General features: G+C 60.1%; 21 protein-coding genes. 12 read left to right on the plus strand and 9 right to left on the minus strand.

All coding sequences use genetic code 11. The annotated features are described in order from the left end of the window. Positions 1-125: 125 nt before the first annotated feature. From AB4P92_RS18375 to AB4P92_RS18390, 4 genes are all read right to left on the minus strand, one after another. Entirely contained in the window at positions 126-1,100 is a 975-nt protein-coding gene (locus tag AB4P92_RS18375; protein ID WP_042561424.1) for a serine/threonine protein kinase, read from the minus strand. Positions 1,101-1,266: 166 nt separating this feature from the next. Continuing rightward, positions 1,267-3,168 (minus strand): PhoX family phosphatase, encoded by a 1,902-nt coding sequence (locus AB4P92_RS18380; protein ID WP_200616544.1) that lies wholly within the window; start codon positions 3,166-3,168, stop codon positions 1,267-1,269. A 70-nt stretch (positions 3,169-3,238) separates the two neighbouring features. After that, on the minus strand, positions 3,239-4,003 hold the full coding sequence (locus tag AB4P92_RS18385; protein WP_395597977.1) for a TOBE domain-containing protein: 765 nt from the start codon (positions 4,001-4,003) through the stop codon (positions 3,239-3,241). A gap of 218 nt (positions 4,004-4,221) precedes the next feature. Further along, positions 4,222-4,956, minus strand: a complete 735-nt coding sequence (locus tag AB4P92_RS18390; RefSeq protein ID WP_395597978.1) for a phosphoribosyltransferase family protein — start codon at positions 4,954-4,956, stop codon at positions 4,222-4,224. 91 nt (positions 4,957-5,047) lie between these two features. Between AB4P92_RS18390 and bioB the strand changes: the two genes are divergently transcribed. The 10 genes from bioB (at position 5,048) to AB4P92_RS18440 (ending at position 17,601) form a co-directional block, all read left to right on the plus strand. Next, positions 5,048-6,103: a biotin synthase BioB gene (gene bioB / locus AB4P92_RS18395; RefSeq protein WP_395597979.1), complete on the plus strand. Its 1,056-nt coding sequence runs from the start codon at positions 5,048-5,050 to the stop codon at positions 6,101-6,103. 159 nt (positions 6,104-6,262) lie between these two features. Continuing rightward, positions 6,263-7,441 carry an 8-amino-7-oxononanoate synthase gene (gene bioF / locus AB4P92_RS18400; protein WP_395597980.1) on the plus strand — a complete coding sequence of 393 codons (1,179 nt, stop codon included), beginning with the start codon at positions 6,263-6,265 and terminating at the stop codon, positions 7,439-7,441. Continuing rightward, positions 7,434-8,165: an alpha/beta fold hydrolase gene (locus AB4P92_RS18405; RefSeq protein WP_395597981.1), complete on the plus strand. Its 732-nt coding sequence runs from the start codon at positions 7,434-7,436 to the stop codon at positions 8,163-8,165. Before bioF ends, AB4P92_RS18405 begins: the two co-directional genes overlap by 8 nt. Beyond that, a complete protein-coding gene (gene bioC / locus AB4P92_RS18410; RefSeq protein ID WP_273877164.1) occupies positions 8,158-8,970 on the plus strand; it encodes a malonyl-ACP O-methyltransferase BioC in 813 nt (270 codons plus the stop codon). Before AB4P92_RS18405 ends, bioC begins: the two co-directional genes overlap by 8 nt. Beyond that, positions 8,967-9,647, plus strand: coding sequence for a dethiobiotin synthase (gene bioD / locus AB4P92_RS18415; protein ID WP_042561416.1), 681 nt, complete (start codon positions 8,967-8,969; stop codon positions 9,645-9,647). The genes bioC and bioD overlap by 4 nt, the downstream gene beginning before the upstream one ends. Positions 9,648-9,755: 108 nt before the next feature. Beyond that, positions 9,756-10,052 (plus strand): hypothetical protein, encoded by a 297-nt coding sequence (locus AB4P92_RS18420; protein WP_047303795.1) that lies wholly within the window; start codon positions 9,756-9,758, stop codon positions 10,050-10,052. A gap of 277 nt (positions 10,053-10,329) precedes the next feature. Beyond that, positions 10,330-12,135: a phenylacyl-CoA dehydrogenase gene (locus AB4P92_RS18425; RefSeq protein ID WP_042561414.1), complete on the plus strand. Its 1,806-nt coding sequence runs from the start codon at positions 10,330-10,332 to the stop codon at positions 12,133-12,135. 299 nt (positions 12,136-12,434) lie between these two features. Next, entirely contained in the window at positions 12,435-13,724 is a 1,290-nt protein-coding gene (locus tag AB4P92_RS18430) for a GGDEF domain-containing protein (protein WP_042561413.1), read from the plus strand. A gap of 91 nt (positions 13,725-13,815) precedes the next feature. Continuing rightward, positions 13,816-15,612 carry an acyl-CoA dehydrogenase C-terminal domain-containing protein gene (locus AB4P92_RS18435; RefSeq protein WP_395597982.1) on the plus strand — a complete coding sequence of 599 codons (1,797 nt, stop codon included), beginning with the start codon at positions 13,816-13,818 and terminating at the stop codon, positions 15,610-15,612. 210 nt (positions 15,613-15,822) lie between these two features. After that, positions 15,823-17,601 carry an acyl-CoA dehydrogenase C-terminal domain-containing protein gene (locus AB4P92_RS18440; RefSeq protein ID WP_042561411.1) on the plus strand — a complete coding sequence of 593 codons (1,779 nt, stop codon included), beginning with the start codon at positions 15,823-15,825 and terminating at the stop codon, positions 17,599-17,601. Positions 17,602-17,829: 228 nt separating this feature from the next. Here the strand turns inward: AB4P92_RS18440 and AB4P92_RS18445 are convergent, their stop codons facing one another. Then, positions 17,830-18,759, minus strand: a complete 930-nt coding sequence (locus tag AB4P92_RS18445; protein WP_395597983.1) for a LysR substrate-binding domain-containing protein — start codon at positions 18,757-18,759, stop codon at positions 17,830-17,832. 169 nt (positions 18,760-18,928) lie between these two features. On the opposite strand from AB4P92_RS18445, the gene AB4P92_RS18450 reads away from it, so the two are divergent. Both AB4P92_RS18450 and AB4P92_RS18455 read left to right on the plus strand, forming a co-directional pair. Next, complete coding sequence (locus AB4P92_RS18450) at positions 18,929-20,212, plus strand: aspartate aminotransferase family protein (protein ID WP_395597984.1); 1,284 nt, start codon at positions 18,929-18,931, stop codon at positions 20,210-20,212. Positions 20,213-20,408: 196 nt separating this feature from the next. Further along, positions 20,409-20,567, plus strand: a complete 159-nt coding sequence (locus tag AB4P92_RS18455) for a YqaE/Pmp3 family membrane protein (protein ID WP_003228885.1) — start codon at positions 20,409-20,411, stop codon at positions 20,565-20,567. 149 nt (positions 20,568-20,716) lie between these two features. Here the strand turns inward: AB4P92_RS18455 and AB4P92_RS18460 are convergent, their stop codons facing one another. The 4 genes from AB4P92_RS18460 to pqqC are packed head-to-tail and all read right to left on the minus strand — an operon-like array spanning position 20,717 to position 24,647. Beyond that, complete coding sequence (locus AB4P92_RS18460; RefSeq protein WP_395597985.1) at positions 20,717-22,525, minus strand: prolyl oligopeptidase family serine peptidase; 1,809 nt, start codon at positions 22,523-22,525, stop codon at positions 20,717-20,719. Continuing rightward, positions 22,491-23,651 carry a pyrroloquinoline quinone biosynthesis protein PqqE gene (pqqE, locus tag AB4P92_RS18465; protein ID WP_390896394.1) on the minus strand — a complete coding sequence of 387 codons (1,161 nt, stop codon included), beginning with the start codon at positions 23,649-23,651 and terminating at the stop codon, positions 22,491-22,493. Before pqqE ends, AB4P92_RS18460 begins: the two co-directional genes overlap by 35 nt. Further along, a complete protein-coding gene (gene pqqD, locus AB4P92_RS18470; RefSeq protein ID WP_042561406.1) occupies positions 23,623-23,898 on the minus strand; it encodes a pyrroloquinoline quinone biosynthesis peptide chaperone PqqD in 276 nt (91 codons plus the stop codon). The genes pqqE and pqqD overlap by 29 nt, the downstream gene beginning before the upstream one ends. Further along, complete coding sequence (pqqC, locus tag AB4P92_RS18475; protein ID WP_042561405.1) at positions 23,895-24,647, minus strand: pyrroloquinoline-quinone synthase PqqC; 753 nt, start codon at positions 24,645-24,647, stop codon at positions 23,895-23,897. Before pqqC ends, pqqD begins: the two co-directional genes overlap by 4 nt. Positions 24,648-24,663 lie beyond the last annotated feature (16 nt).

A 24,663-nucleotide genomic window follows, 5' to 3' on the forward strand; every position in this document is an offset into this window, starting at 1 on the left:
AAATTGTGAACAGCGGACAATTGTGGGAGCGAGCCTGCTCGCGAAGGCGTCGTTTCAGTCAGCATCAGTGTTGAATGTCAGTCCGTATTCGCGAGCAGGCTCGCTCCCACATGGATATTGGTGAATCAGAAGAGTTTCAGCGGTTCTTCATTGAGCGCCGACAACTGCTCACGCAATGCCAACACCTGATCGCCCCAATAACGTTCCGTACCAAACCACGGAAAACTGTGCGGGAACGCCGGGTCATCCCAACGCCGCGCCAACCAGGCGCTGTAATGCATCAGGCGCAACGCGCGCAGCGGTTCGATCAGTGCCAACTCGCGCGGGTCGAAATCGTGAAACTCGTTGTATCCGTCCATCAATTCCGACAATTGCCCCAGGCATTCCTGCCGATCACCGGCAAGCATCATCCAGATGTCCTGCACCGCCGGACCCATGCGGCAGTCGTCGAGGTCGACGATGTGGAACATCTCGTCGCGGCACATCATGTTGCCGGGGTGGCAGTCGCCGTGCATGCGGATGTTCTGATGCGGCGTGTTGGCGTAGACGTCTTCCACACGCTTGAGCAGATCGCGCGCTACCGATTCGTAAGCCGGCAGCAGGCTCTTGGGGATGAAGTTGCCTTCGAGCAGCGTGGTCAGCGAGGCATGGCCGAAGTTCTGCACGGCGAGTGCTTCACGATGTTCGAACGGCTTGGTCGCGCCGACCGCGTGAATGCGCCCGAGCAACTGACCGAGTCGGTACAACTGATCAAGATTGCCCGGCTCCGGCGCACGGCCGCCGCGACGCGGGAACAGGGTGAAGCGGAAACCGGCATGTTCGTGCAGGGTTTCGCCGTTGTGGATCATCGGCGCGACCACCGGGATCTCGACGTCGGCCAGTTCGAAGGTGAACTTGTGTTCTTCGAGGATGGCCTCGTTAGTCCAGCGTTGCGGTCGGTAGAACTTGGCGATCAGCGGTTCGGAGTCTTCGATGCCGACCTGATAGACGCGGTTTTCGTAGCTGTTGAGCGCCAAAATGCGCGCATCGCTCAGGAACCCGATGCTTTCTACGGCATCGAGTACGAGGTCGGGTGTGAGGGTTTCAAACGGATGGGCCATGCTGACTCCTGCGCGCAGCAGGCTGCCGCGTCCGGCCCAGCATGGTAGCGCAGATGGCGGCGGGGGAGTTGGTTGGTGTCTGGTCGGGCCTCTTCGCGAGCAAGCTCGCTCCCACATTTGGGATGCGATCCCCTGTGGGAGCGAGCCTGCTCGCGAAAGCGGTTTATCAGGCGCCGACGACCCCGCCATCCTCACGGGTAATCGCCATCACCGAAGACCGTGGCTTGCCATTCGGCAGATGCTCAGGGAAGGTCGAACCGCCGTTCTCCCCCGGATGCTGAATCCCGACAAACAATGTCTTCTGATCCGGCGAGAAGCTGATCCCGGTGACTTCACAACCAATCGGCCCGACCATGAAGCGGCGAATCTCGCCGGTCTTGGGGTCAGCGCAGAGCATCTGGTTATTGCCCATCCCGGCAAAGTCCCCGGCGTTGCTCGAGTCGCCGTCAGTCAGAATCCACAAGCGTCCGGCCTTGTCGAAACCCAAGCCATCGGGGCTGTTGAACATGTTCTGCGGGGTGATGTTTTTCGAGCCGGCCTTCGGCGTGCCGGCGTGCACGCCCGGGTTTCCGGCGACCACGAACAGATCCCACGCGAAGGTTTTCGACGCATGATCGTCGCGGTCAGTGCGCCAGCGCAGAATCTGCCCGTAGACGTTCTTCTCGCGCGGGTTCGGCCCGCCCACCGGTTGCCCGTCTTCGCCGCGCTTGGCGTTGTTGGTCAGGGTGCAATAAACCTGGCCGTCCTTCGGGCTGACCACGATCCATTCCGGGCGGTCCATGCGCGTGGCGCCGACCACACTGGCGGCGAGGCGGGCGTGGATCAGCACTTCAGCCTGATCGGCAAAGCCGCTGCTGGCATCGATGCCGTTTTTGCCGTGGGTCAGTTCGATCCATTGGCCCTGGCCTTTCGGGTGATCCGGGTTGCTGTCGCCGTTATCGAATTTGGCGACGTAAAGGGTGCCGTGATCGAGAATGTCGCGGTTGGCTTTGGCGTTGCGGTGGTTGATACGGTCGCGGCTGACGAATTTGTAGATGAACTCGCCACGCTCGTCGTCGCCCATGTACACCACGGCGCGACCGTCGTTGGTCTCGGCCAGTGCAGCGTTTTCATGTTTGAAGCGGCCCAGTGCCGTGCGTTTGACCGGGGTCGATTGCGGATCGAACGGGTCGATCTCGACCACCCAGCCGTGACGGTTGAGTTCGTTGGGGTTCTTCGCCATGTCGAAGCGCGGGTCGTGCGGGTGCCAGTTGATTTCGCGGCTGGCGGCCGAGACGCCGTAGCGCTTTTGCGCCGCGTCGAACTGCTGCTGGGCGTTGCTGCTGCCGAAGACGTCGGTGAAGTTCTCTTCGCAGGTCAGGTAAGTGCCCCACGGCGTTTTCCCGTTGGCGCAGTTCTGGAAGGTACCGAGGACCTTTTTGCCGTGTTTGTCGGCGGCGGTTTTCATCAGGTCGTGACCGGCCGCCGGGCCAGCGATGCGCAGCGGCGTGTTGCCATGGATGCGTCGGTTGTAACGCGAGCCCTGAACGAATTGCCACTGGCCGTTCTTGCGCTGCACCTCGATCACCGAAACGCCTTCGCACGCCAGGGCCTTGCGCACGTCTTCGGCCGATTGCGGCATGCCGCCGTGCGGGTAAAGGTAACGGTAGTTGGTGTATTCGTTGTTGATCGCCATCAACGCGCGATTTCTGTCGTCCGGGAAGGCGAACAGGCTCATGCCGTCGTTGTTGTCGCCGAACTGCACTTCCTGTGCGGCCGCGGTGCCATTGCCACTCGGGTCGAACGCCGGGCCATTCTTTTGCAGGGGCTGGCCCCAACTGATCAGTACTGAAGATTTGTAGCCTTTGGGCAGGCTGATGACATCAGTGGTCGCCGCCGGAATGCTTTCGAAGCCCAGCAGACGGCTGTTGCCAGCACTGACGCCAGTGGCCAGCGCGCTGCGGCTCAGGAGGCTACCGCCCAGGAACATCGCTGCGCCACACAGAGCACCGGCGCCGATGAAACCGCGACGGCTGAGGCCGACCATTTTTTCCAGATCAGTCGATTGGTTTTCTTCTAATAGGCTCACATCAGGCTTCCTGCTTGGTTTTGGCAGTCACCTTAATGAGCGTCGATGACGCTTTCGTTGCAGGCCGCGATTAAAGTGACGTGCCGATCAGCACATTGGACGGCGAAAACTGCACATGCACGGGTTGCTCCACTGCCAGCCCACGGCTGCGCAAGTCCTGCGGTTCGGCCAGCGCGCAAAGGGTGTGGCCGTTGGGCAGGGAAATCCGCACTTCGCTGGGGCCGTCGTCGGCGTCGAGAATCGCTTCGATGGTGCCCTCCAGATGATTGTGCCCAGGCGTTGCCGGCTGATCGCTGGCCAGCAATTCGAGCCAGCCGGCCTTGATCAGGGCCACCACTTGCGAACCGGTTTGCAGCTCCAGATGCACAGTGCTGTCGTGGGTGATTTGTGCGTCGAGGCACAAGCCTTCGGCCAGCTCCAGACGAATCAGGTCATTGCGCCCCTGCGCGTTGATCGCCACGACTTTGCCGTGCAACTGGTTGCGAGCGCTGGTGCGTAGCATCAAGCGACCGAGCAGGTCGAGGTCGCTGGCGTCTTCGGCGGCTTCCAGTACCTGCGCTTGCAAGGCTTGCAGCTTTTGATAGAGGCGCAGCACCCGTTGACCTTCGCTGGACAGTTTGGCACCGCCGCCGCCCTTGCCGCCGACGGCACGCTCGACCAGCGGCTTTTGCGACAGGTTGTTCAGCTCATCGATGGCGTCCCACGCCGCTTTGTAGCTCAGCCCTGCGCTTTTCGCTGCACGGGTGATCGAGCCCTGTTCGGCGATATGTTGCAGCAGGGCAATGCGCTGCGGGCGACGGACAATGTGCTGGGAGAGCAGGGAAGGCATGGACATGAATGGGTGCTTTTTTGCTGTGGCGGTGGGAGGTGAAGTTGGCGGCTTGTGGCGCGCGAGTCAAGCCGTGTGCAGAACCTGTCCGTGGGGGGCGCCCAGCTATTCGTCACTGCGCAATATCGATGTAGGAGCTGCGGCCCGCTGCGATTTTTTGATTTTAAAGATCAGGATCAAAAGATCGCAGCGTGCCGCAGCTCCTACAGGGGATTGCGCTGACCTCAGGAGCCGGGTTTTGGCGTGCGCGCCAGGCAATACACGTCGACCCTTGCCGCTCCCGCATTCATTAACAATCGTGCAAGGGCCTGGGTCGTTGCGCCGGTGGTCAAAACATCATCAACCAACGCCAGATGCCGACCTTTTACGTTCGCATCTGACGTCAGGGCAAAGGCATTGCGCAGGTTGCGCTTGCGCGCCTTGGCATCAAGATCCTGCTGGGCGCTGGTGTCCTGAATCCTGTGCACAACATTCTCCTCGCAGGGCAAATCCAGTTGCCGACTCAACCAGCGCGCCAACATCGCTGCCTGGTTGAATCCGCGTTGACGCAGACGTTTAGCGGCCAATGGCACCGGCAACAACGCGTCGGGGCTCGGCAAGTCTTCATCGAAGCGATGTTGCAGGTATTGGCTGAGAACGTCGGCGAGCAGATGACCAAACGGCCATTTCGCGTTGTGTTTAAAGCGGGTAATCAAACTGTCCACCGGGAAATCGTAGCGCCATGGCACGGCGACCTGTTCGTACGCCGGAGGCTCTAGCAGGCACCCGTCGCAGGTCAGGCCGGCCTCGGGCAGCGGCAATGCGCAGGTCTGGCAGTGCTCGCCCAGCCATGGCATCTCGGCTTCGCAAGCGACGCAGATTGGCATTTCTGCTTCTGCTGGCTCATCGCACAACAAGCAGCTCTGTACGTTTTTTAAACAGATGTAAACCTGATCTTTGTCTCGTGGTTGACAGCGCATGACACTTCCTTAAATATGCCGAACATCCGTGTAGCGCCTGTGGGTATTCCGTTCCCGCAGCCGCCAGCCAAGCATAACCAAGGAAATACCCATGAGCGCGAGCACCACTGCCACCCTGCGTCACGACTGGTCATTGGCCGAAGTCAGAGCCCTCTTCGTACAGCCATTCAACGACTTGCTGTTCCAGGCGCAGACGGTGCACCGCGCGCATTTCAACGCCAACCGCGTTCAAGCCTCCACGCTGCTGTCGATCAAGACCGGCGCCTGCCCGGAAGATTGCAAATATTGTCCGCAGTCCGGTCACTACAACACCGGCCTGGAAAAAGAAAAGCTGATGGAAGTGCAGAAAGTCCTCGAAGAGGCTGCCCGCGCCAAAGCCATCGGCTCGACGCGTTTCTGCATGGGGGCGGCGTGGAAGCATCCGTCGGCCAAGGACATGCCCTACGTGTTGAAGATGGTCGAAGGCGTCAAAGCCATGGGCCTGGAAACCTGCATGACTCTCGGTCGTCTCGATCAGGATCAGACCGAAGCGCTGGCCAAGGCCGGGCTCGATTACTACAACCACAACCTCGACACCTCGCCTGAGTTTTACGGCAGCATCATCACCACCCGCACGTACAGCGAGCGCCTGCAAACGCTGGCCTACGTGCGTGAGTCGGGGATGAAGATCTGTTCCGGCGGCATTCTGGGCATGGGCGAGTCGCTGGATGACCGCGCCAATCTGCTGATCCAGTTGGCTAACCTGCCCGAGCATCCGGAGTCGGTACCGATCAACATGCTGGTGAAAGTCGCCGGCACGCCACTGGAAAACGCCGAGGACATCGATCCGTTCGACTTCATCCGCATGCTCGCCGTGGCGCGCATCCTGATGCCGCAATCCCACGTGCGGCTTTCGGCCGGGCGTGAAGCGATGAACGAGCAGATGCAGGCCCTGGCGTTCTTCGCGGGCGCCAACTCGATTTTCTACGGTGACAAGTTGCTGACCACTGCCAACCCGCAAGCGGACAAGGACATGCAACTGTTTGCGCGTCTGGGCATCGCGCCGGAAGCCCGCGAAGAGCACTCCGACGAAGTGCATCAGGCCGCGATCGAACAGGCGTTGGTGGAGCAGAAGAGTACCGAGCAGTTCTACAACGCCGCGGTGTAAAGATTTGCGCGCACTCCTCTGAAGGAATGCAAACCCCTGTGGGAGCGAGCCTGCTCGCGAATGCCGTCGAATATTCAACAGTGATGTCGACTGGACTGACGCTTTCGCGTTCAGGCTTGCTCCCACAGGGGATCTGTCTATTTGAAAATCGAGGCCTGCATGTCTTTCGATCTCGCCGCACGCCTTGCTGCCCGACGTGCCGAAAATCTCTACCGCCAGCGACCGCTGCTGGAAAGCCCGCAAGGGCCTGAGGTGGTGGTCGACGGCCAGCCATTGCTGGCGTTCTGTAACAACGACTATCTGGGCCTGGCCAATCACCCGCAGGTGATCGAAGCCTGGCGCGCCGGTGCCAAGCGTTGGGGTGTGGGCGGCGGGGCGTCGCATCTGGTGATCGGCCACAGCGGCCCGCATCACGCACTGGAAGAAGCACTGGCTGATCTCACCGGTCGGCCGCGTGCGCTGCTGTTTACCACCGGCTACATGGCCAATCTCGGTGCGGTCACCGCGCTGGTCGGGCAGGGCGATACGGTGCTGGAAGACCGGCTCAATCACGCCTCGTTGCTGGATGCGGGGCTGTTGTCCGGCGCGCGCTTCAATCGTTATCTGCATAACGACGCGGTGAGTCTGGCCAAACGACTCGAGAAAGCCACCGGCAACACGTTGGTGGTTACCGATGGCGTGTTCAGCATGGACGGCGATCTTGCCGATCTGCCGGCGCTGGCCCGTGAGGCCAAGTCCAAAGGCGCGTGGCTGATGGTCGACGATGCCCATGGTTTCGGCCCGTTGGGCGCTAATGGCGGCGGTATCGTCGAGCATTTCGGCTTGAGTCAGGACGACGTCCCGGTGCTGGTCGGCACGCTCGGCAAAGCCTTCGGCACGGCGGGCGCGTTCGTCGCTGGCAGCGAAGAGTTGATCGAAAGCCTGATCCAGTTCGCGCGTCCGTACATCTACACCACCAGTCAACCGCCGGCGCTGGCCTGTGCGACGTTGAAAAGTCTCGAGCTGCTGCGCAGTGAACACTGGCGTCGAGAGCATTTGCAGACGCTGATCCGCCAGTTCCGTCGCGGTGCCGAACAGATCGGCCTGGAGTTGATGGACAGCTTTACCCCGATCCAGCCAATCATGATCGGCGATGCCGGCCGCGCGGTGCGCCTGTCGCAGATGTTGCGCGAACGTGGCTTGATGGTCACCGCTATCCGTCCGCCGACCGTGCCCGCTGGCAGTGCACGTCTGCGCGTGACCCTGACCGCCGCCCACAGCGAGGCGCAGGTGCAGCTATTGTTAGATGGACTGGCTGATTGCTTTGCCCAACTGTCGTCGGAGCCAAGCCATGCGTGATCGCCTGATTCTGCTGCCCGGCTGGGGCCTCGGTGTTTCGCCGATGGAGCCTTTGGCCGCTGCGCTCCAAGGACTCGACGAACATCTGCATGTCGAGGTCGAGCCGTTGCCGGAACTCGACTCCTGCGACCTGCAAGACTGGCTCGATGACCTCGATGAGCGCATTCCTCAAGACGTGTGGCTCGGTGGCTGGTCGCTCGGCGGGATGCTCGCATCTGAACTGGCAGCGCGCCGGGGCGACAGGTGTTGCGGCTTGCTGACACTGGCGAGCAATCCTTCCTTTGTTGCTCATGAACAATGGCCGAGTGCGATGCCCGGCGAGACCTTCGATGCGTTTCTTGCCGGTTGCGCTGCTGACCCACGTTTGACCCTCAAACGTTTCTCGCTGCTGTGTGCTCAAGGCGCGCAAGACCCGCGCGGCTTGTCGCGGCTGATGCTCGGTGGCGCACCGAACACTTCGTCGGAGGCACTGATGGCCGGACTGGAATTGCTCGCGCAACTGGATACGCGCGAAGCGTTGCAGGCGTTTCGTGGCCCGCAGTTGCATCTGTTCGCCGGGCAGGACGGATTGGTGCCGGCAGAGGCGGCGGGCGAATTGTTCGCCCTGTTGCCGGATATTGAAATTGGTCTGATCGAACAGGCCAGTCATGCGTTTCTTCTGGAAGACCCCCATGGAGTGGCGGGTGCGATCCAGGCTTTTTTACATGAGTGCGGTGATGACTGATTTGTCCCATGTGGCGCTGCCCGGCGGCTTGCCTGACAAGCGTCAGGTCGCGGCCTCTTTCTCCCGCGCGGCGGCCAGTTACGACAGTGTCGCCGAGTTGCAACGTGATGTCGGTACACAGTTGCTGCAGCGCTTGCCTGCGGATTTCGTGCCGTCGCGCTGGCTGGATCTGGGCTGCGGCACCGGGTATTTCAGTCGTGCATTGGCCGGGCGTTTTGCCCATGGCCAGGGGCTGGCGCTGGACATTGCCGAGGGCATGCTTGATCACGCGCGTCCGTTAGGTGGTGCCGAGCATTTCATCGCCGGTGACGCGGAACGTCTGCCGTTACGCGATTCAACCTGCGATCTGATCTTCTCCAGCCTTGCGGTGCAGTGGTGTGGGAATTTTGATGCGGTGCTCAGTGAAGCTTTCCGTGTGCTGAAACCCGGCGGAATTTTCGCGTTTGCTAGTCTTTGTGTAGGGACATTGTTTGAGTTGCGCGATAGCTGGCGTCAGGTCGATGGTCTGGTGCATGTGAATCGCTTCCGCGAGTTCGCGCGATATGAACAGTTGTGTGCGGCCAGTGGCCTGCGCACGGTGAGTCTGGAGAATCAGGCGCATGTGCTGCATTACCCGGATGTGCGCAGTTTGACCCATGAGCTGAAGGCTCTGGGGGCGCACAATCTGAATCCTGGTCGCCCGGGTGGATTGACCGGGCGGGCGCGGATTCTTGGTCTGGTCGAGGCTTACGAGCAGTTTCGTCAGGCGTCGGGCTTGCCGGCGACTTATCAGGTGGTCTACGCCGTGTTGGAGAAACCCGTATGAGCGCAGCCTATTTCATCACCGGAACTGACACCGACGTTGGCAAGACAACGGTCGCCGCCGGTTTGCTGCATGCGGCGCGTTCGGCAGGGTTGAGCACCGCGGCGGGTAAGCCGGTTGCCTCCGGGTGCGAAGTCACGCCCAAGGGTTTGCGCAACTCGGATGCCTTGGCCTTACTGGCCGAGTGTTCGTTGCCGCTGAGTTATCAACAGGTCAATCCGATAGCGTTCGAGCCGGCTATTGCTCCGCATCTGGCGGCTCGCGAGGCCGGTGTCGCGCTGACGGTGCAATCGCTGCTGACGCCGATGCGCGAGATTCTGGCGATGAATGCCGATTTCACCCTGATAGAGGGCGCGGGTGGCTGGCGGGTGCCGTTGGCGGATCAGGACAATCTCTCGGATTTGGCGATGGCGTTGAAGCTGCCGGTGATTCTGGTGGTGGGGGTGCGGCTGGGTTGCATCAGCCATGCGTTGCTGACAGCCGAGGCGATTGCCCGAGATGGCCTGCAACTGGCGGGGTGGGTGGCGAATATCATCGATCCGAAGACTTCGCGGCTGGAGGAGAATCTGGCGACGCTCGCCGAGCGCATTCCCGCACCGTGTCTTGGGCGAGTGCCCAAGCTCAAGGCGTTGAGCGCCGAAGCGGTGGCTGAGCATTTGCAGTTGGACTTGCTCGACTAAGGTTTTGCCTATGGGCAGGCACTGTGCCATTAGTGTTTTTGACGGGTGTTTTTCTGGCGCCTCTGGTTCAATGGCGACTATTGATCCTTCCCAAGGATGAGACCAGTTATGGAAATCTCCGGTAACACAGCTTTTTATGCGGGTTTGAGCTCGATTCAGACCGGGCAGAATCGCGTCGATCAGGCGGCCAGCCAGATCGCCAACAACACCATTGAGCGTTCGGTCACCAGCCAGTCTTCTGAAGTACAGGTCGATCGCCTGCGTGGCCTGGATCGTGCGCAGCAGTCTGATCTGGCAAGCAACATCGTCGAGATGTCTCAGGGCAAATATCAAGCTGAGCTGGGCGTGAAAGTCGTCAAGGCATCCGATGAAGTGCTCGGTACGATCATCGATACATTCGCCTGATTTTCATAGCTTCCAGCACGCTGAACGCCGCGCATTGTCGCGGCGTTTTTCGTTGTAAGTCCTTCTCGCTCAACTAATCTTCTTTTCATTGTCCATGACTCGATCGAGTCGATGGCGGTTTGCTGTGTCCGGCGTTTGGAAGATATGAAGACGAACGGCAAATGATCGACGCTTGACAAGATTTCGGCGTAAACGTATGTTTCAAACAACTGTTTGACCGTCACAACAAATCAACACGGTCGTTCATTCCCGGTTACATCAGCAGAGGTTTATCGCTATGCCTGACTACAAGGCCCCCTTGCGTGATATTCGCTTCGTTCGTGACGAACTGCTCGGCTACGAGGCGCACTATCAGAGCCTTCCGGCTTGCGCAGACGCAACTCCGGACATGGTTGATGCCATTCTCGAAGAAGGCGCCAAGTTTTGTGAGCAGGTACTGGCGCCGCTGAACCGCGTGGGCGACATCGAAGGTTGCACCTGGAGCGAGTCCGGCGTTAAAACCCCGACTGGCTTCAAAGAGGCTTACAAGCAATTCGTCGAAGGCGGCTGGCCAAGCCTGGCGCACGACGTCGAGCACGGTGGTCAGGGTCTGCCTGAGTCGCTGGGTCTGGCCGTCAGCGAAATGGTTGGCGAAGCCAACTGGTCGTGGGGTATGTATCCAGGCCTGTCGCACGGCGCGATGAACACCATCTCCGAGCACGGCACTCCTGAGCAGCAAAGTGCTTACCTGACCAAACTGGTTTCGGGCGAATGGACCGGCACCATGTGCCTGACCGAGCCGCACTGCGGCACCGATCTGGGCATGCTGCGTACCAAGGCCGAACCTCAGGCTGACGGTTCGTACAAAGTTTCCGGCACCAAGATCTTCATCTCGGCCGGTGAACACGACATGGCCGACAACATCGTCCACATCGTACTGGCCCGCCTGCCGGATGCGCCTGCTGGCACCAAAGGCATCTCCCTGTTCATCGTTCCAAAGTTCATGCCCAATGCTGATGGCACCGTCGGTGCACGCAACGCTGTGACTTGCGGTTCGCTTGAACACAAGATGGGCATCCACGGCAACGCCACTTGCGTGATGAACTTCGACGGCGCCACCGGTTTCCTGATCGGCCCGGCGAACAAAGGTCTGAACTGCATGTTCACCTTTATGAACACCGCTCGTCTGGGGACCGCGCTGCAAGGTCTGGCCCACGCCGAAATCGGTTTCCAGGGTGGCCTGAAATACGCTCGCGATCGTCTGCAAATGCGCTCCCTGACTGGCCCGAAAGCGCCGGAAAAAGCTGCTGACCCGATCATCGTGCACCCTGACGTACGCCGCATGCTGTTGACCATGAAGGCATTCGCCGAAGGCAACCGCGCGATGGTGTACTTCACTGCCAAACAGGTCGACATCGTCAAATACGGCGTGGACGAAGAAGAGAAGAAGAAGGCCGACGCACTGCTGGCCTTCATGACGCCAATCGCCAAAGCGTTCATGACCGAAGTCGGTTTCGAATCCGCCAACCACGGCGTGCAGATCTACGGCGGCCACGGCTTCATCGCCGAGTGGGGCATGGAGCAGAACGTTCGCGACAGCCGCATTTCGATGCTGTACGAAGGCACCACCGGTATCCAGGCACTCGACCTGCTGGGCCGCAAAGTGCTGATGACGCAAGGCGAGGCTCTGAAAAGCTTCACCAAGATCGTCCACAAGTTCTGCCAGACCAACGAAGGCAACGAAGCGGTTCAAGAGTTCGTCACGCCGCTGGCTGCACTGAACAAGGAATGGGGCGAGCTGACCATGAAGGTCGGTATGGCCGCCATGAAAGATCGCGAAGAAGTCGGCGCGGCCTCCGTGGATTACCTGATGTACTCCGGTTATGCCTGCCTGGCCTACTTCTGGGCCGACATGGCGCGTCTGGCTGCCGAGAAACTGGCAGAAGGCACGGGCGACGCGGCGTTCTACACCGCCAAGCTGCAAACTGCGCGCTTCTACTTCCAGCGCATCCTGCCGCGTACCCGTACCCACGTGGCCACCATGCTGTCGGGTGCCAACAACCTGATGGACATGAAAGAAGAAGACTTCGCACTGGGCTACTAAGCCTTAACGCGGTCTGTTGAAAAACCGCTGCTCCCTCGGGGGCAGCGGTTTTTTTATGCGCGAATTTCCTCCGGCCGTGGGTATTTCTGAAAGAAATTCCTTACGTGGCCATCAAGCATGATGGCCATGAAGGAGATTTCATCTCCAAGGGGGCAAAAAACCTTGGTCGACGGCTCAGAAATCAGTGTTTCCGGCCGTTAAAGAGACTGCATGTGATCTGGATCACAATCTGTGTGCTTAACTGGCCACATTGCAGGCACAATGCCATCTCTTTGCCATGACGGGTCGGAGCTTTACCCTTGCCACGTTCTTCCGCTGTACGTTTCAGCCATTTCCTACCTTCCCTGCTGTTGTTGCTTGCGGGGTTGGCGGCTGCGTATGTCAAAGACCTCAGCGTGTTCTTCACTTCCCTGTTCAACGTGTTGCCGACTCTGGTGCTGCTGTTGGGTGGCGCTTACTGCGCGGTTTACCGACGCCAGCGCGAACTGTTTCTGATGCTCACGGTGTACATCGCCTACTTTTTGCTCGACACCCAGACCGACTTTTACCGCGACAACGGCAAAGTGCGCGAAGACGCCGCCGTGGTCTTCCATCTCGTCTGCCTGTTGCTGCCCTTGTTGTTCGGTCTGTTTGCTGCGTGGCAGGAGCGCACGCACCTGTTTCAGGACATGGTGGCGCGGTTCGCCGTGTTGCTCGCCTTCGGCAGCGTGGCGCTGGGGCTTGAGCAAAGTTACCCACAGGCGTTGCTGATGTGGCTTTCGGAAATTCGCTGGCCGGCGCTGCACGGCGCGTGGATGAGCCTGATCCAGTTGTCGTATCCGGTGTTCATCTCGGCATTCCTGCTGCTGGCCTGGCAATACTGGCGCAACCCGCGCCCACTGCATGCGGCGCAACTGGTCGGTTTGCTCGGGGTGTTCTGGATGCTTCCGAAAACCTTCATCCTGCCGTTTACCTTGAACATCATGTGCAGCCAGGTGATGTTGATGATTGCTGCCGCCGTGGCGCACGAGGCTTATCAAATGGCCTTTCGCGACGAACTCACCGGTTTGCCGGGCCGTCGTGCGCTCAATGAACGCATGCAGCGCTTGGGGCGCAACTATGTGCTGGCAATGAGCGACGTTGACCACTTCAAGAAATTCAACGACACCCACGGCCACGATGTCGGTGATCAGGTGCTGCGACTGGTCGCCAGCAAGCTGTCCAAAATCAGCGGAGGCGGTAGGGCATATCGCTATGGCGGTGAGGAATTTGCCCTGGTGTTCGCAGGCAAAACCCTTGAGGAATGCATGCCGCACCTTGAAGTCATTCGCGAGTCGATTGCGTCCTACAGCATCCAGTTGCGCAATCAGGAAAACCGGCCGAACGACGATCAGCAAGGTCGCCAGCGTCGCGCCGGTTCCGGTGCTTCCAGCGTGTCGGTGACGGTGAGTATCGGCGTCGCTGAGCGGGTGGAGCAGCGCAACCCCGAGCAAGTTCTAAAATCCGCGGACGAGGCGCTCTACAGTGCCAAGGGTGCGGGGCGCAACTGCGTGGTCGCGTTCGGCCAGAACCGCCGTGGCGCGGTGCGCATGGACACCGCTGCGGGTTGAGTGATGACGGCGCATTCAGCGTCTGGACAGTGATTGTGGGGCGTGGTGGCCGGCAGTAGTTTCAAGGAAACCTGCTGACGGAGAAGCCATCATGCCCGAGTACAAAGCCCCGCTGCGCGACATGCGTTTTCTGATCGACCACGTCTTCGACTTCCACGCCAACTACGCCGCCCTCGGCGCCCACGACGCCAGCCCGGACATGATCAGCGCGATCCTCGAAGAAGGCGCGAAGTTCTGTGAGAACGTTCTGGCACCGCTCAATCGCAGCGGTGACGAAGAGGGCTGCCATTTCGACAACGGGGTGGTGACAACGCCTACAGGCTTCAAGCAAGCCTTCGCACAATATGTCGAGGGCGGCTGGCATGGTCTGGCGGCAGATCCGGTTTATGGCGGTCAAGGCCTACCAAGCTCCCTGGGGCTGGTGATCAGCGAAATGGTCGGCTCCAGCAACACGTCCTGGGGCATGTACCCGGGTCTGACTCACGGCGCGATGTCGGCAATCCATGCCCACGGCACCACCGATCAGAAAGACACTTACCTGAGTAAACTCACCGCCGGCCAGTGGACCGGCACCATGTGCCTGACCGAAGCCCACTGCGGCACCGATCTGGGCATCATCAAAACCCGCGCCGTGCCTCAGGCGGACGGCAGTTACATGGTCACGGGCAGCAAGATTTTCATCTCTGCCGGTGAGCACGACATGAGCGAAAACATCATCCATCTGGTGTTGGCCAAGCTGCCGGATGCGCCCGCGGGAACAAAGGGCATCTCGTTGTTCATCGTGCCGAAACTCCTCCCGGATGCGTCGGGCGAGGCGGGTGAGCGCAATGGCGTTTCCTGCGGCTCGATCGAACACAAGATGGGCATCAAGGCCTCGGCCACTTGCGTGCTGAACTTCGATAGCGCCAAAGGCTTCTTGATCGGCGAACCGAACAAGGGCCTGAACTGCATGTTCACGATGATGAACCACGCGCGGCTCGGCACTGGAATGCAGGGCTTGTGTCTGGGCGAAGCGAGTTTCCAGGGCGCCATCAAATACGCCAACGACCGCCTGCAGATGCGTTCGCTGACCGGCGCCAAAGCCCCGGACAAACCGGCCGATCCAATCATCGTCCACCCGGACGTGCGGCGCATGCTGCTGACCATGAAAGCCTTCAACGAAGGCAACCGCGCGCTGACTTACTTCACCGCGCAACTGCTCGATGTCGCCCATCTAGGCAGCGATGCCGAGGCGCGTCAGGAAGCCGAAGACCTGCTGGCGTTCCTCACGCCGATCTGCAAAGCGTTCATGACCGACTCCGGGCTGGAAGTGACCAATCTCGGCATGCAGGTTTTTGGCGGTCACGGTTTCATTCGCGAGTGGGGCATGGAGCAGTTGGTGCGCGATTGCCGCATTGCGCCGATCTACGAAGGCACCAACGGCATTCAGGCGCTCGATCTGCTTGGGCGCAAGGTGCTCGGCAGTCAGGGCAAGCTGCTGCGCGGCTTTACCAAAATCGTCCACAAGTTCTGCGCGACTAACGAGGGGCATCCACAACTGGGGAGCTTTGTCACACAGCTCAATGAGCTCAACCAGCAGTGGGGCGATCTGACCATAAAGGTCGCAATGGCGGCGATGAAGAACCCGGACGAGGTCGGCGCTGCGTCAGTGGACTATCTGATGTACAGCGGTTACATCATCCTCGGCTATCTGTGGCTGCGCATGGCGCTGGTGGCGCAAGCGCAACTGGATGCGGGCGAGGGGGAGGTGGATTATCTTCGGGGTAAATTGGCCACTTGCGAGTTTTACTTCAAACGGTTGCTGCCACGCACGGCGGCGCATCGTGCGGCGATTGAGGCGGGGAGTGATTGTTTGATGAAGCTGCCGGCCGAAATGTTTGCGCTTTAAGGTAGATCAAAAGATCGCAGCCTTCGGCAGCTCCACGAGATCGCTTTTTATCTGTGGGAGCTGGCGAAGGCCGCGATCTTTTTCTGATGACTAGAAATAACAAATCAGTCACCGGTTGACCCTATGTGTCGCAAAAGTTGTTGATGTACACTCCGGCTCAACGAGAATACATTCCCACGAATCACCTGTTTAGATCTTGCGAGGTTTGCCATGGCTGACTACAAAGCGCCGCTGCGCGATATGCGCTTCGTCCTCAATGAAGTGTTCGAGGTCGCCAAACTCTGGGCGCAACTGCCGGCGCTGGCCGAGACCGTCGACGCCGAGACTGTTGAAGCGATTCTCGAAGAGGCCGGCAAGGTCACCAGCAAAAGCATCGCGCCGCTGAGCCGTGCCGCTGATGAAGAAGGTTGTCACTGGGCGGACGGTGCCGTCACCACGCCGGCCGGTTTCCCACAGGCTTATCAGACTTACGCCGAGGGCGGTTGGGTTGGCGTTGGTGGCGATCCGCAATACGGCGGCATGGGCATGCCCAAAGCCGTGTCGGCGCAGGTCGAAGAAATGGTCAACTCCGCGAGCCTGTCCTTCGGTCTGTACCCGATGCTGACTGCCGGCGCGTGCCTGTCGATCAACGCCCACGCCAGCGAAGAGCTGAAAGCCGCCTACCTGCCGAACATGTACGCCGGCGTCTGGGCCGGTTCGATGTGCCTGACCGAGCCGCACGCCGGCACCGACCTGGGCATCATCCGCACCAAAGCCGAACCTCAGGCCGACGGATCCTACAAGGTCAGCGGCACCAAGATCTTTATCACCGGTGGTGAACACGATCTCACCGAAAACATCATTCACCTGGTGCTGGCCAAACTGCCGGACGCACCAGCGGGCCCCAAAGGCATCTCGCTGTTCCTCGTGCCCAAGTTCATGGTCAACGCCGATGGCAGCCTGGGCGCGCGCAACCCGGCCAACTGTGGTTCGATCGAACACAAGATGGGCATCCAGGCGTCCGCGACGTGCGTGATGAACTTCGACGAAGCGGTGGGTTATCTGGTCGGTGAGCCGAACAAAGGCCTGGCGGCGATGTTCACCATGATGAACTACGAGCGTCTGGGCGTCGGCATCCAGGGCCTTGCCACTGGCGAGCGCTCCTACCAGAACGCCGTCGAATACGCTCGCGACCGCCTGCAAAGCCGCTCGCCGACGGGCGCGCAAAACAAAGACAAGGTCGCTGACCCGATCATCGTCCATCCGGACGTGCGTCGCATGCTGCTGACCATGAAAGCGTCGAACGAAGGTGGTCGCGCATTCTCCACTTACGTGGCGATGCAACTCGACACCGCCAAGTTCAGCGAAGACGCGACGACGCGCAAGCGTGCGGAAGACCTGGTGGCGTTGCTGACGCCGGTTGCCAAGGCGTTCCTCACCGATCTGGGTCTGGAAACTACCGTACACGGCCAGCAGATTTTCGGCGGCCACGGTTACATCCGCGAGTGGGGCCAGGAGCAACTGGTACGTGACGTGCGCATCACCCAGATTTACGAAGGCACCAACGGCATTCAGGCGCTGGACCTGGTGGGTCGCAAGATCGTCGGCAGTGGCGGCGCGTTCTATCAACTGTTCGCTGACGAAATCCGCCACTTCACTGCGACCGCCAGTGCAGATCTCGGCGAATTCACCAAGCCGCTGAACGACGCCGTCACAACGCTCGACGAGCTGACTTCGTGGGTGCTGGATCGGGCGAAAAGCAATCCGCACGAAATCGGCGCGGCGTCGGTCGAATATCTGCAGGCGTTTGGTTACGTGGCCTACGCCTACATGTGGGCATTGATGGCCAAAGCCGCTTTGGGCAAAGAAGCGCAGGAAGATTTCTATGCCAGCAAACTCGGCACCGCGCGCTTCTACTTCGCCCGTCTGCTGCCGCGCATTCACTCGTTGAGCGCGTCGGTCAAGGCCGGTAGCGAGTCGCTGTACCTGTTGGATGCAGCGCAGTTCTGATACCGATAGCGTCATGTAAGCAATCGCTTACATGACGTGCTGCTGTTCTCCCATATGCGTAGATTGGATCCACGGCTAATCTACATTTCATGGACGTCGCGCAGGAAGCGCAAAGCAACAACACGGACACGTAGGATTCTGCCAGGGTGGCGGAGTGAAATGGATGTCAGGGAAACAGTCTGCAAAGCCCCGCTTCGGCGGGGTTTTCTTTTGCCTGAAGAAAAGTTTTCAGGTCAGGGGATCCAGTGCTGGCGGGCTTTTGCGCGCTTTTTCATCGCGGCCCATGACCTCTTCCAGCAATGTCTGCAGCAGTGCCAGCGAAGCTTGCTGACGTTGCACGTCGCGACACACCAGCCCGACTTTCAACGGCACCCGTGGCTCGCTCAGCGGCTTCCATAGCAGATCTTCATCGTCGTACTCTTTTTGCGAGTGCCCGGGCAGCACCGTCGCCAGTTTGGTGTGCGGCAGACTGTCGAGAATCCCCAGCATATTGTTCAACTCGGCCTGCACTTGCGGGCGACGGCCAAGGCTGGTCAATTGCGCCTGCCAGATCTGGCGGATCTGAAACTCCTCGCCCAGTAACAGCATTGGCAATTCGGCCGCCTGGCGAATCGAAACCTTCTTGAATTCACGCAACGGATGGTCCGCCGGGATGACCAGCGTCAGTTCATCTTCGTACAGCATCACGCCATGCAGCCCTGGCTGACGTGGCGGCAGATAGCTGATGCCGATGTCCAGCGAGCCGTTAAGCAAGCGCCGTTCGATCTCCAGCCCGGTCAATTCATAAATTTGCACCACCAGATGCGGTTGCGCCTTGCGCACTCGCTCAAGCATTTGCGGCACCAGACTGGTGTGTACGGTTTGCAGCACGCCAATCGCCAAGGTGCGCAAAGCCTGGCCCTTGAAGTTGCCGAGCGCTTCGCGTGCGCGTTGCAGCCCGTCGAGCAATGGCAGCGCGTGGTTGTACAACGTGTGCGCGGCGAGGGTCGGCAGCAGGCGTTTACTGCTGCGTTCGAACAGGGTGACGTCGAGATTTTGCTCGAGTTGGCGAATCTGCTGTGACAGCGCGGGTTGGGAGATCGACAGGCGTTCGGCAGCCCGTCCGACATGACCTTCCTCGTAGACCGCGACGAAATAACGCAGTTGTTTGAAATCCATAAGTAATGCTTATCGAAAATGCTGATAAATCGAAATGGCCCGAGGCCGTCAGTGCGCCTAGTCTAACCGCAATCACAAGGCTTACAGGGCCAGAGCGCGCGATGAATAGCTTTTGCTGCGACAGTGTTTGCATAGGCAGTTCAAAAAACCTCGGACGAGGTTTTTTCCAATGAATCTGTTCAATCTGCGGCGCCCTGCGCCAAGCCTCGATGACCTTGTCTTCGATGCCGAGCATTCCGATGCGTATGACAGCCTGAATAGCGATCGCCTGATGCCGAGCGTTGAACGGCCGCAGCAGGTTTTCGTACGGGGACAGGGGTCGTGGCTGTGGGACAGCAACGATCGCGCCTACCTCGACTTCTCCCAGGCCGGCGGCGCCAACAGCCTTGGCCACAGTCCTTCAGCGTTAGTCAAAGCCATCGCCGGTCAGGCCCAGGCGTTGATCAACCCCGGGTTCAATCTGCACAACCGCGGCATGCTCAGCCTCGCCGAACGGCTGTGTGCCAGCACCTCCAGCGATCAGGCGTACCTGCTCAACAGCGGCAGCGAAGCCTGCGAGGCGGCGATCAAACTGGCACGCAAGTGGGGTCAACTGCATCGTGGCGGCGCCTCGCGAATCATTGTGGCGAGGCAGGGCTGTCACGGCCGTAGCCTGGCGACGATCTCGGCGTCAGACAGTTGCAACCTGCACAATCGCTTTGCACCGCTGCTGCCGGGTTTCGATCTGGTGCCCTTCAACGATCTTCCGGCGCTGCATGACGCCGTCGACGCGCAAACCGTGGCGATCCTGCTTGAGCCGATCCAGAGCGATGCCGGGGTTGTCCCTGCGGCCGATCGCTATCTCAAAGGTGTCGAACGCCTGTGCCGCGAACTGGGGATTCTGCTGATCCTCGACGAAGTACAAACCGGCATCGGCCGTTGCGGCACCTTGCTTGCCGAACAGTCCTACGGCGTGCGCGCCGACATTGTCGTGCTCGGCAAAGGCTTGGGCGGTGGCGTGCCATTGGCGGCGCTGCTGGCGCGTGGCAAAGCGTGCTGTTTCGACGCGGGCGAGTTGGGCGGCACGCACCATGGCAATGCACTCATGACCGCGGCAGGGCTGGTGGTGCTCGACAGCGTTCAGGATCGCGCCTTCCTTCAGCAGGTCCGGGACAACGGTCAGCATCTTCGTGAAGGCCTCGCACGGCTGGCGCATCGTTATGAGCATGGCGACCTGCGCGGTCAGGGGCTGTTCTGGGGTTTGACCCTGTCGGATGATTCAGCAGATGCCGTAGTCAAAGCAGCGTTGCATGAAGGCCTGATACTCAACGCCCCACAAGCCGATTGCCTGCGCTTCACCCCGGCACTTACGGTCAGCAAGGCCAACATCGACGAAATGCTCCTGCGCCTGGCCCGGGCCTTCTCCCGAGTGCGCACCGCACAACTGCAATGCCGCAAAGGGATTGCCGTCTGAGCCGAAGCTTCCTACCCGAATTCAAGAACCGTCTCGCGGTATAACGCACGCCCCACGCCTGATTCTTTTGGTGTGGGGCGTTTTTTTTGCGTGCGATAGTGGCGAACAAATGGCGGAAGCACTGAACCCTGACGAGCGGCACGGGTCATTAGCGTGTATGGCTCACGTGAGCCAACCCCCAATCAGGAGCTGACCCATGGATTTCATTCGTATCATCATCGCCATTCTGTTGCCGCCACTGGGTGTGTTTCTGCAGGTCGGATTTGGCGGGGCGTTCTGGTTGAACATTCTGCTGACGTTGTGCGGATACATTCCGGGGATCGTGCACGCGGTTTACATCATCGCCAAGCGCTGAGTTCTGCGGCGCCAGGTAGATCGCTATCGCGAGCGGCCCGCTCCCACATTGGTCTCGGTTGTTCACACATTGCGTGTACACCAGAACACCCGTGGGAGCTGGCTTGCCAGCGATTGGGGCGACACGGATCCGAGTGATGGAGGTGAATTTCAGTCCGCCAATCCCATCACCCGCCGATAAAACGCCCACTCCCGCTCCAACGCATGCGCCTGATTCACCGCTCGACGAAAGCCGTGGCGTTCGTCGGCGTAGTAGTGCGCCTCGACCGGAATGCCGTTCTGCTCCAGCGCCGTGACCATGTCGCGGGTTTGCTGCGGGACGACGACGGCGTCCAGTTCACCCTGAAAGAAAATCACCGGCACGCGGATGTTGCTCGCGTGCAGCAAGGGTGTGCGGGCAGCGTAGCGTTCGGCGTCCTGTTCGGGATCGCCGATCAGCCAGTCCAGATAATCGCCTTCGAACTTATGCGTCGCCCGGGCAAGGGCGACTGGATCGCTGACCCCGTAGAGGCTGGCGCCGGCGCGGAACACTTGATGAAAGGCCAGGGCGCACAGGGTCGTGTAGCCGCCAGCGCTGCCGCCACGAATGAACGCGCGTTCACCGTCGATCAGGCCTTGTCTGGCGAGATAGTCGACCACGGCGCAGGCGTCCTCGACATCGACGTCACCCCAACTCAGATGCAACGCCTGCCGATATTCCCGGCCATACCCGCTGCTGCCGCGATAGTTGAGGTCGGCGACCGCGAAGCCGCGTTGCGTCCAGTACTGGATGCGCGGATCGAGCATCGGGTAGCAGGCTGAGGTCGGGCCGCCATGGATGAACACCACCAGCGGTGGCTTCGTTTCACCGCTCATCGCCGGATAAAAGAACCCGTGAGCCTCGCCCGAACCGCTTGGGTAGCGCAGGGTTTGCGGGCGGCTGATGCGTTCGGCGGCCAGCGGCGCAACGCCGCCGGCCAGCACTGTTACTTTATGGGATGCGCGATCAATGGCGATCACCGCCGAAGGGCTGATCGGCGAGGCTGCGATGCAATAGATGAATCGCTCATCCAGTGCCAGATGCCGGAATCGGCTGTAATCGCCGGTAAGGTCATCGCCATTCAATGCGAGGCGACCGAAACCGCTCTCACTCCAACTGGCCAGATAGCCGTCAGCCAGTGGCAGCCAGGTGCAGCCGCCCATTTGCCACGGCGCTGGAGCGTGATCCGCTTGCACGCTGGGCAATGGCTCGAGTCCATCCACTGATTCGACATGAGGCTGCCAAAAGCCAACCCGGTCGGTCAGACAGTAAAGCTGTCCTTTCGCGTCGAAACGCGGCTGTTGAATCGACTCTTCAGTGGCATCGCCCGCCACGCAGCGGGGCGCTGAAAAACGTTGTCCGGGACGCTCGGCCACCATCAACCGGGTTGACGTCCATGGTTGATGCGGACGGCTCCACTCGATCCACGCCAGCCTTGCGCCATCCGGGCTGATAGTGGGTGCGGCATAAAAGTCCGCACCTTCGGCCAGCAGACGGCGCGTACCATCGGCCAGATCGATTGCGACCAGTCGATGCTGATCGCCATTTTCCTCGACTGCCAAAATCTGCCCGTCGGCAAAATTCACATCGCCATAGCGGCACTCGCCTGATGTCAGCGCCTCGGGCGAGCCATCCAGCGTTTGCCGGTAAAGCTGCTGATCCGCCTCATTAACGAAAACCACACCGTCAGGCGTCAGACAAAACGCTCCACCGCCATATTCGTACACCCGACTGCGTGCGCTGAAACCCGTGGGTGTCAGACATTTCGCCACGCCGTCGCGCCAGTGCCAGATTCGGCACGCGGCATCTTCCGGGCGATATTCGTTCCAGAACAAACCGTTGGCACCGAGTTGCAGTTCGGCAAAATCCATTCCGGCAGCGACAGCTTGGGCGGCGCTGAAAGGCTCAGCCTTTAGCGATGAGGCGTGAGTTTCGTTCATTGCGAAAGGCCAGTTGTTCGATGGTTTGGGTGGCGTGCTCGGCTTCTTCGCGGGCCGCAAGGATCACACCGTGATGTTCGGATTTGCTGCACACCGGGTCTGCATTGCTTGCATCACCGGTCAGCATGAATGCCTGGCAGCGGCAGCCGCCGAAGTCCTTTTCCTTTTCGTCGCAGGAGCGGCACGGCTCTGGCATCCAGTCGTAACCGCGAAAGCGGTTGAAGCCGAACGAGTCGTACCAGATGTGCTGCATGCTGTGGTCGCGCACATTGGGAAATTGTACCGGCATCTGTCGGGCGCCATGACAAGGCAGGGCGGTGCCATCCGGTGTGACTGTCAGAAAAATACTGCCCCAGCCGTTCATGCAGGCTTTCGGGCGTTCTTCATAGTAGTCCGGGGTGACGAAAATCAGCTTGCACGGATGCCCTTCGGCTTCCAGTTTGGCGCGGTATTCGTTGGTGATGCGTTCGGCACGGACCAGTTGCTCTCTGGTCGGCAACAGACCGACACGATTGAGCTGCGCCCAACCGTAGAACTGGCAAGTGGCGAGCTCGACGAAGTCGGCTTCCAGCGCAATGCACAGCTCGATGATGCGGTCGATCTTGTCGATGTTGTGCCGATGAGTGACGAAGTTCAGCACCATCGGATAGCCGTGGGCCTTCACTGCACGGGCCATCTCCAGCTTCTGCGCAAAGGCTTTTTTCGAGCCGGCGAGCAGGTTGTTCACTTGCTCGTCGCTGGCCTGGAAACTGATCTGGATGTGGTCGAGACCGGCCTTCTTGAAGTCGCTGATTTTCTGCTCGGTCAAGCCGATGCCGGAGGTGATCAGGTTGGTGTAAAACCCCAATTTTCGCGCTTCAGCTATCAGCTCGGCGAGGTCTTGGCGCACCAGCGGCTCTCCGCCGGAAAAGCCCAACTGAGCCGCGCCCATCTCGCGTGCTTCGCGGAACACCTTGATCCACTGTTCGGTACTCAGCTCTTTTCCCTGTTCGGCAAAATCCAGTGGATTGGAGCAGTACGGGCATTGCAGCGGGCAGCGATACGTCAGCTCGGCGAGCAGCCACAGCGGCAGGCCGATTTCAGGTTTTGCGGGCAGATCAACCAAGGGTGATCCAGTGTTGCGCACGGGCAACCTCCATGAATTGCTCGATGTCGTCACCGAGTTCGGGCACGCCGGGGAATTGCTCGTCGAGCTTGGCGATGATCGCCGCGACATCCCGTTCACCGTCAATCAAACCACCGATCAGCGCGGCCGTCTCGTTGAGTTTGATCATGCCTTCGGGGTACAGCAGCACATGGCCTTTCTGCGCCGGTTCGTACTGAAAGCGGTAGCCGGGACGCCAGGTCGGGGTCTTGCTGCGATCGAAACTCATAAGGTGATTCCTTTATGCCAGACGCGTTGCTCAGTCACGCTGTGATACGGCGGGCGGTTCAGTTCGTAGGCCATGCTCATGGCGTCGAGCATGCTCCAAAGAATGTCCAGTTTGAACTGGAGAATTTCCAGCATGCGCTCCTGGCCTTCGCGCGTCTTGTAGTGTTCCAGTGTGATCGCCAAACCGTGCTCGACATCGCGCCGTGCCTGGCCGAGGCGGGTGCGGAAGTATTCGTAGCCGGTCGGGTCGATCCATGGGTAGTGCTGCGGCCAACTGTCCAGACGCGACTGATGGATCTGCGGCGCGAACAGTTCGGTCAGTGAGCTGCTGGCGGCTTCCTGCCAACTGGCGCGGCGGGCGAAGTTAACGTAGGCATCGACGGCGAAACGCACGCCAGGCAACACCAGTTCCTGCGAACGCAGTTGATCCGGATCGAGGCCGACCGCCTGGCCGAGCCGCAGCCAGGCTTCGATACCGCCGTCTTCACCGGGAGCGCCGTCATGGTCGAGCAACCGCTGTATCCACTCGCGGCGGATTTCACGATCCGGGCAATTGGCGAGGATCGCGGCGTCTTTCAGGGGGATGTTCACCTGATAGTAGAAGCGGTTGGCGACCCAGCCCTGAATTTGCTCACGTGTGGCGCGGCCTTCGTACATCGCCACATGGTACGGATGGTAGATGTGGTAGTAAGCGCCCTTGGCGCGCAGGGCCGCTTCGAATTCTGTAGGGGACATTGGCGTATCAGTCATGTCTGTTCTCCGGGAA

It is taken from the genome of Pseudomonas sp. A0308, from assembly GCF_044218815.1.
Lineage (GTDB): Bacteria > Pseudomonadota > Gammaproteobacteria > Pseudomonadales > Pseudomonadaceae > Aquipseudomonas > Aquipseudomonas iridis.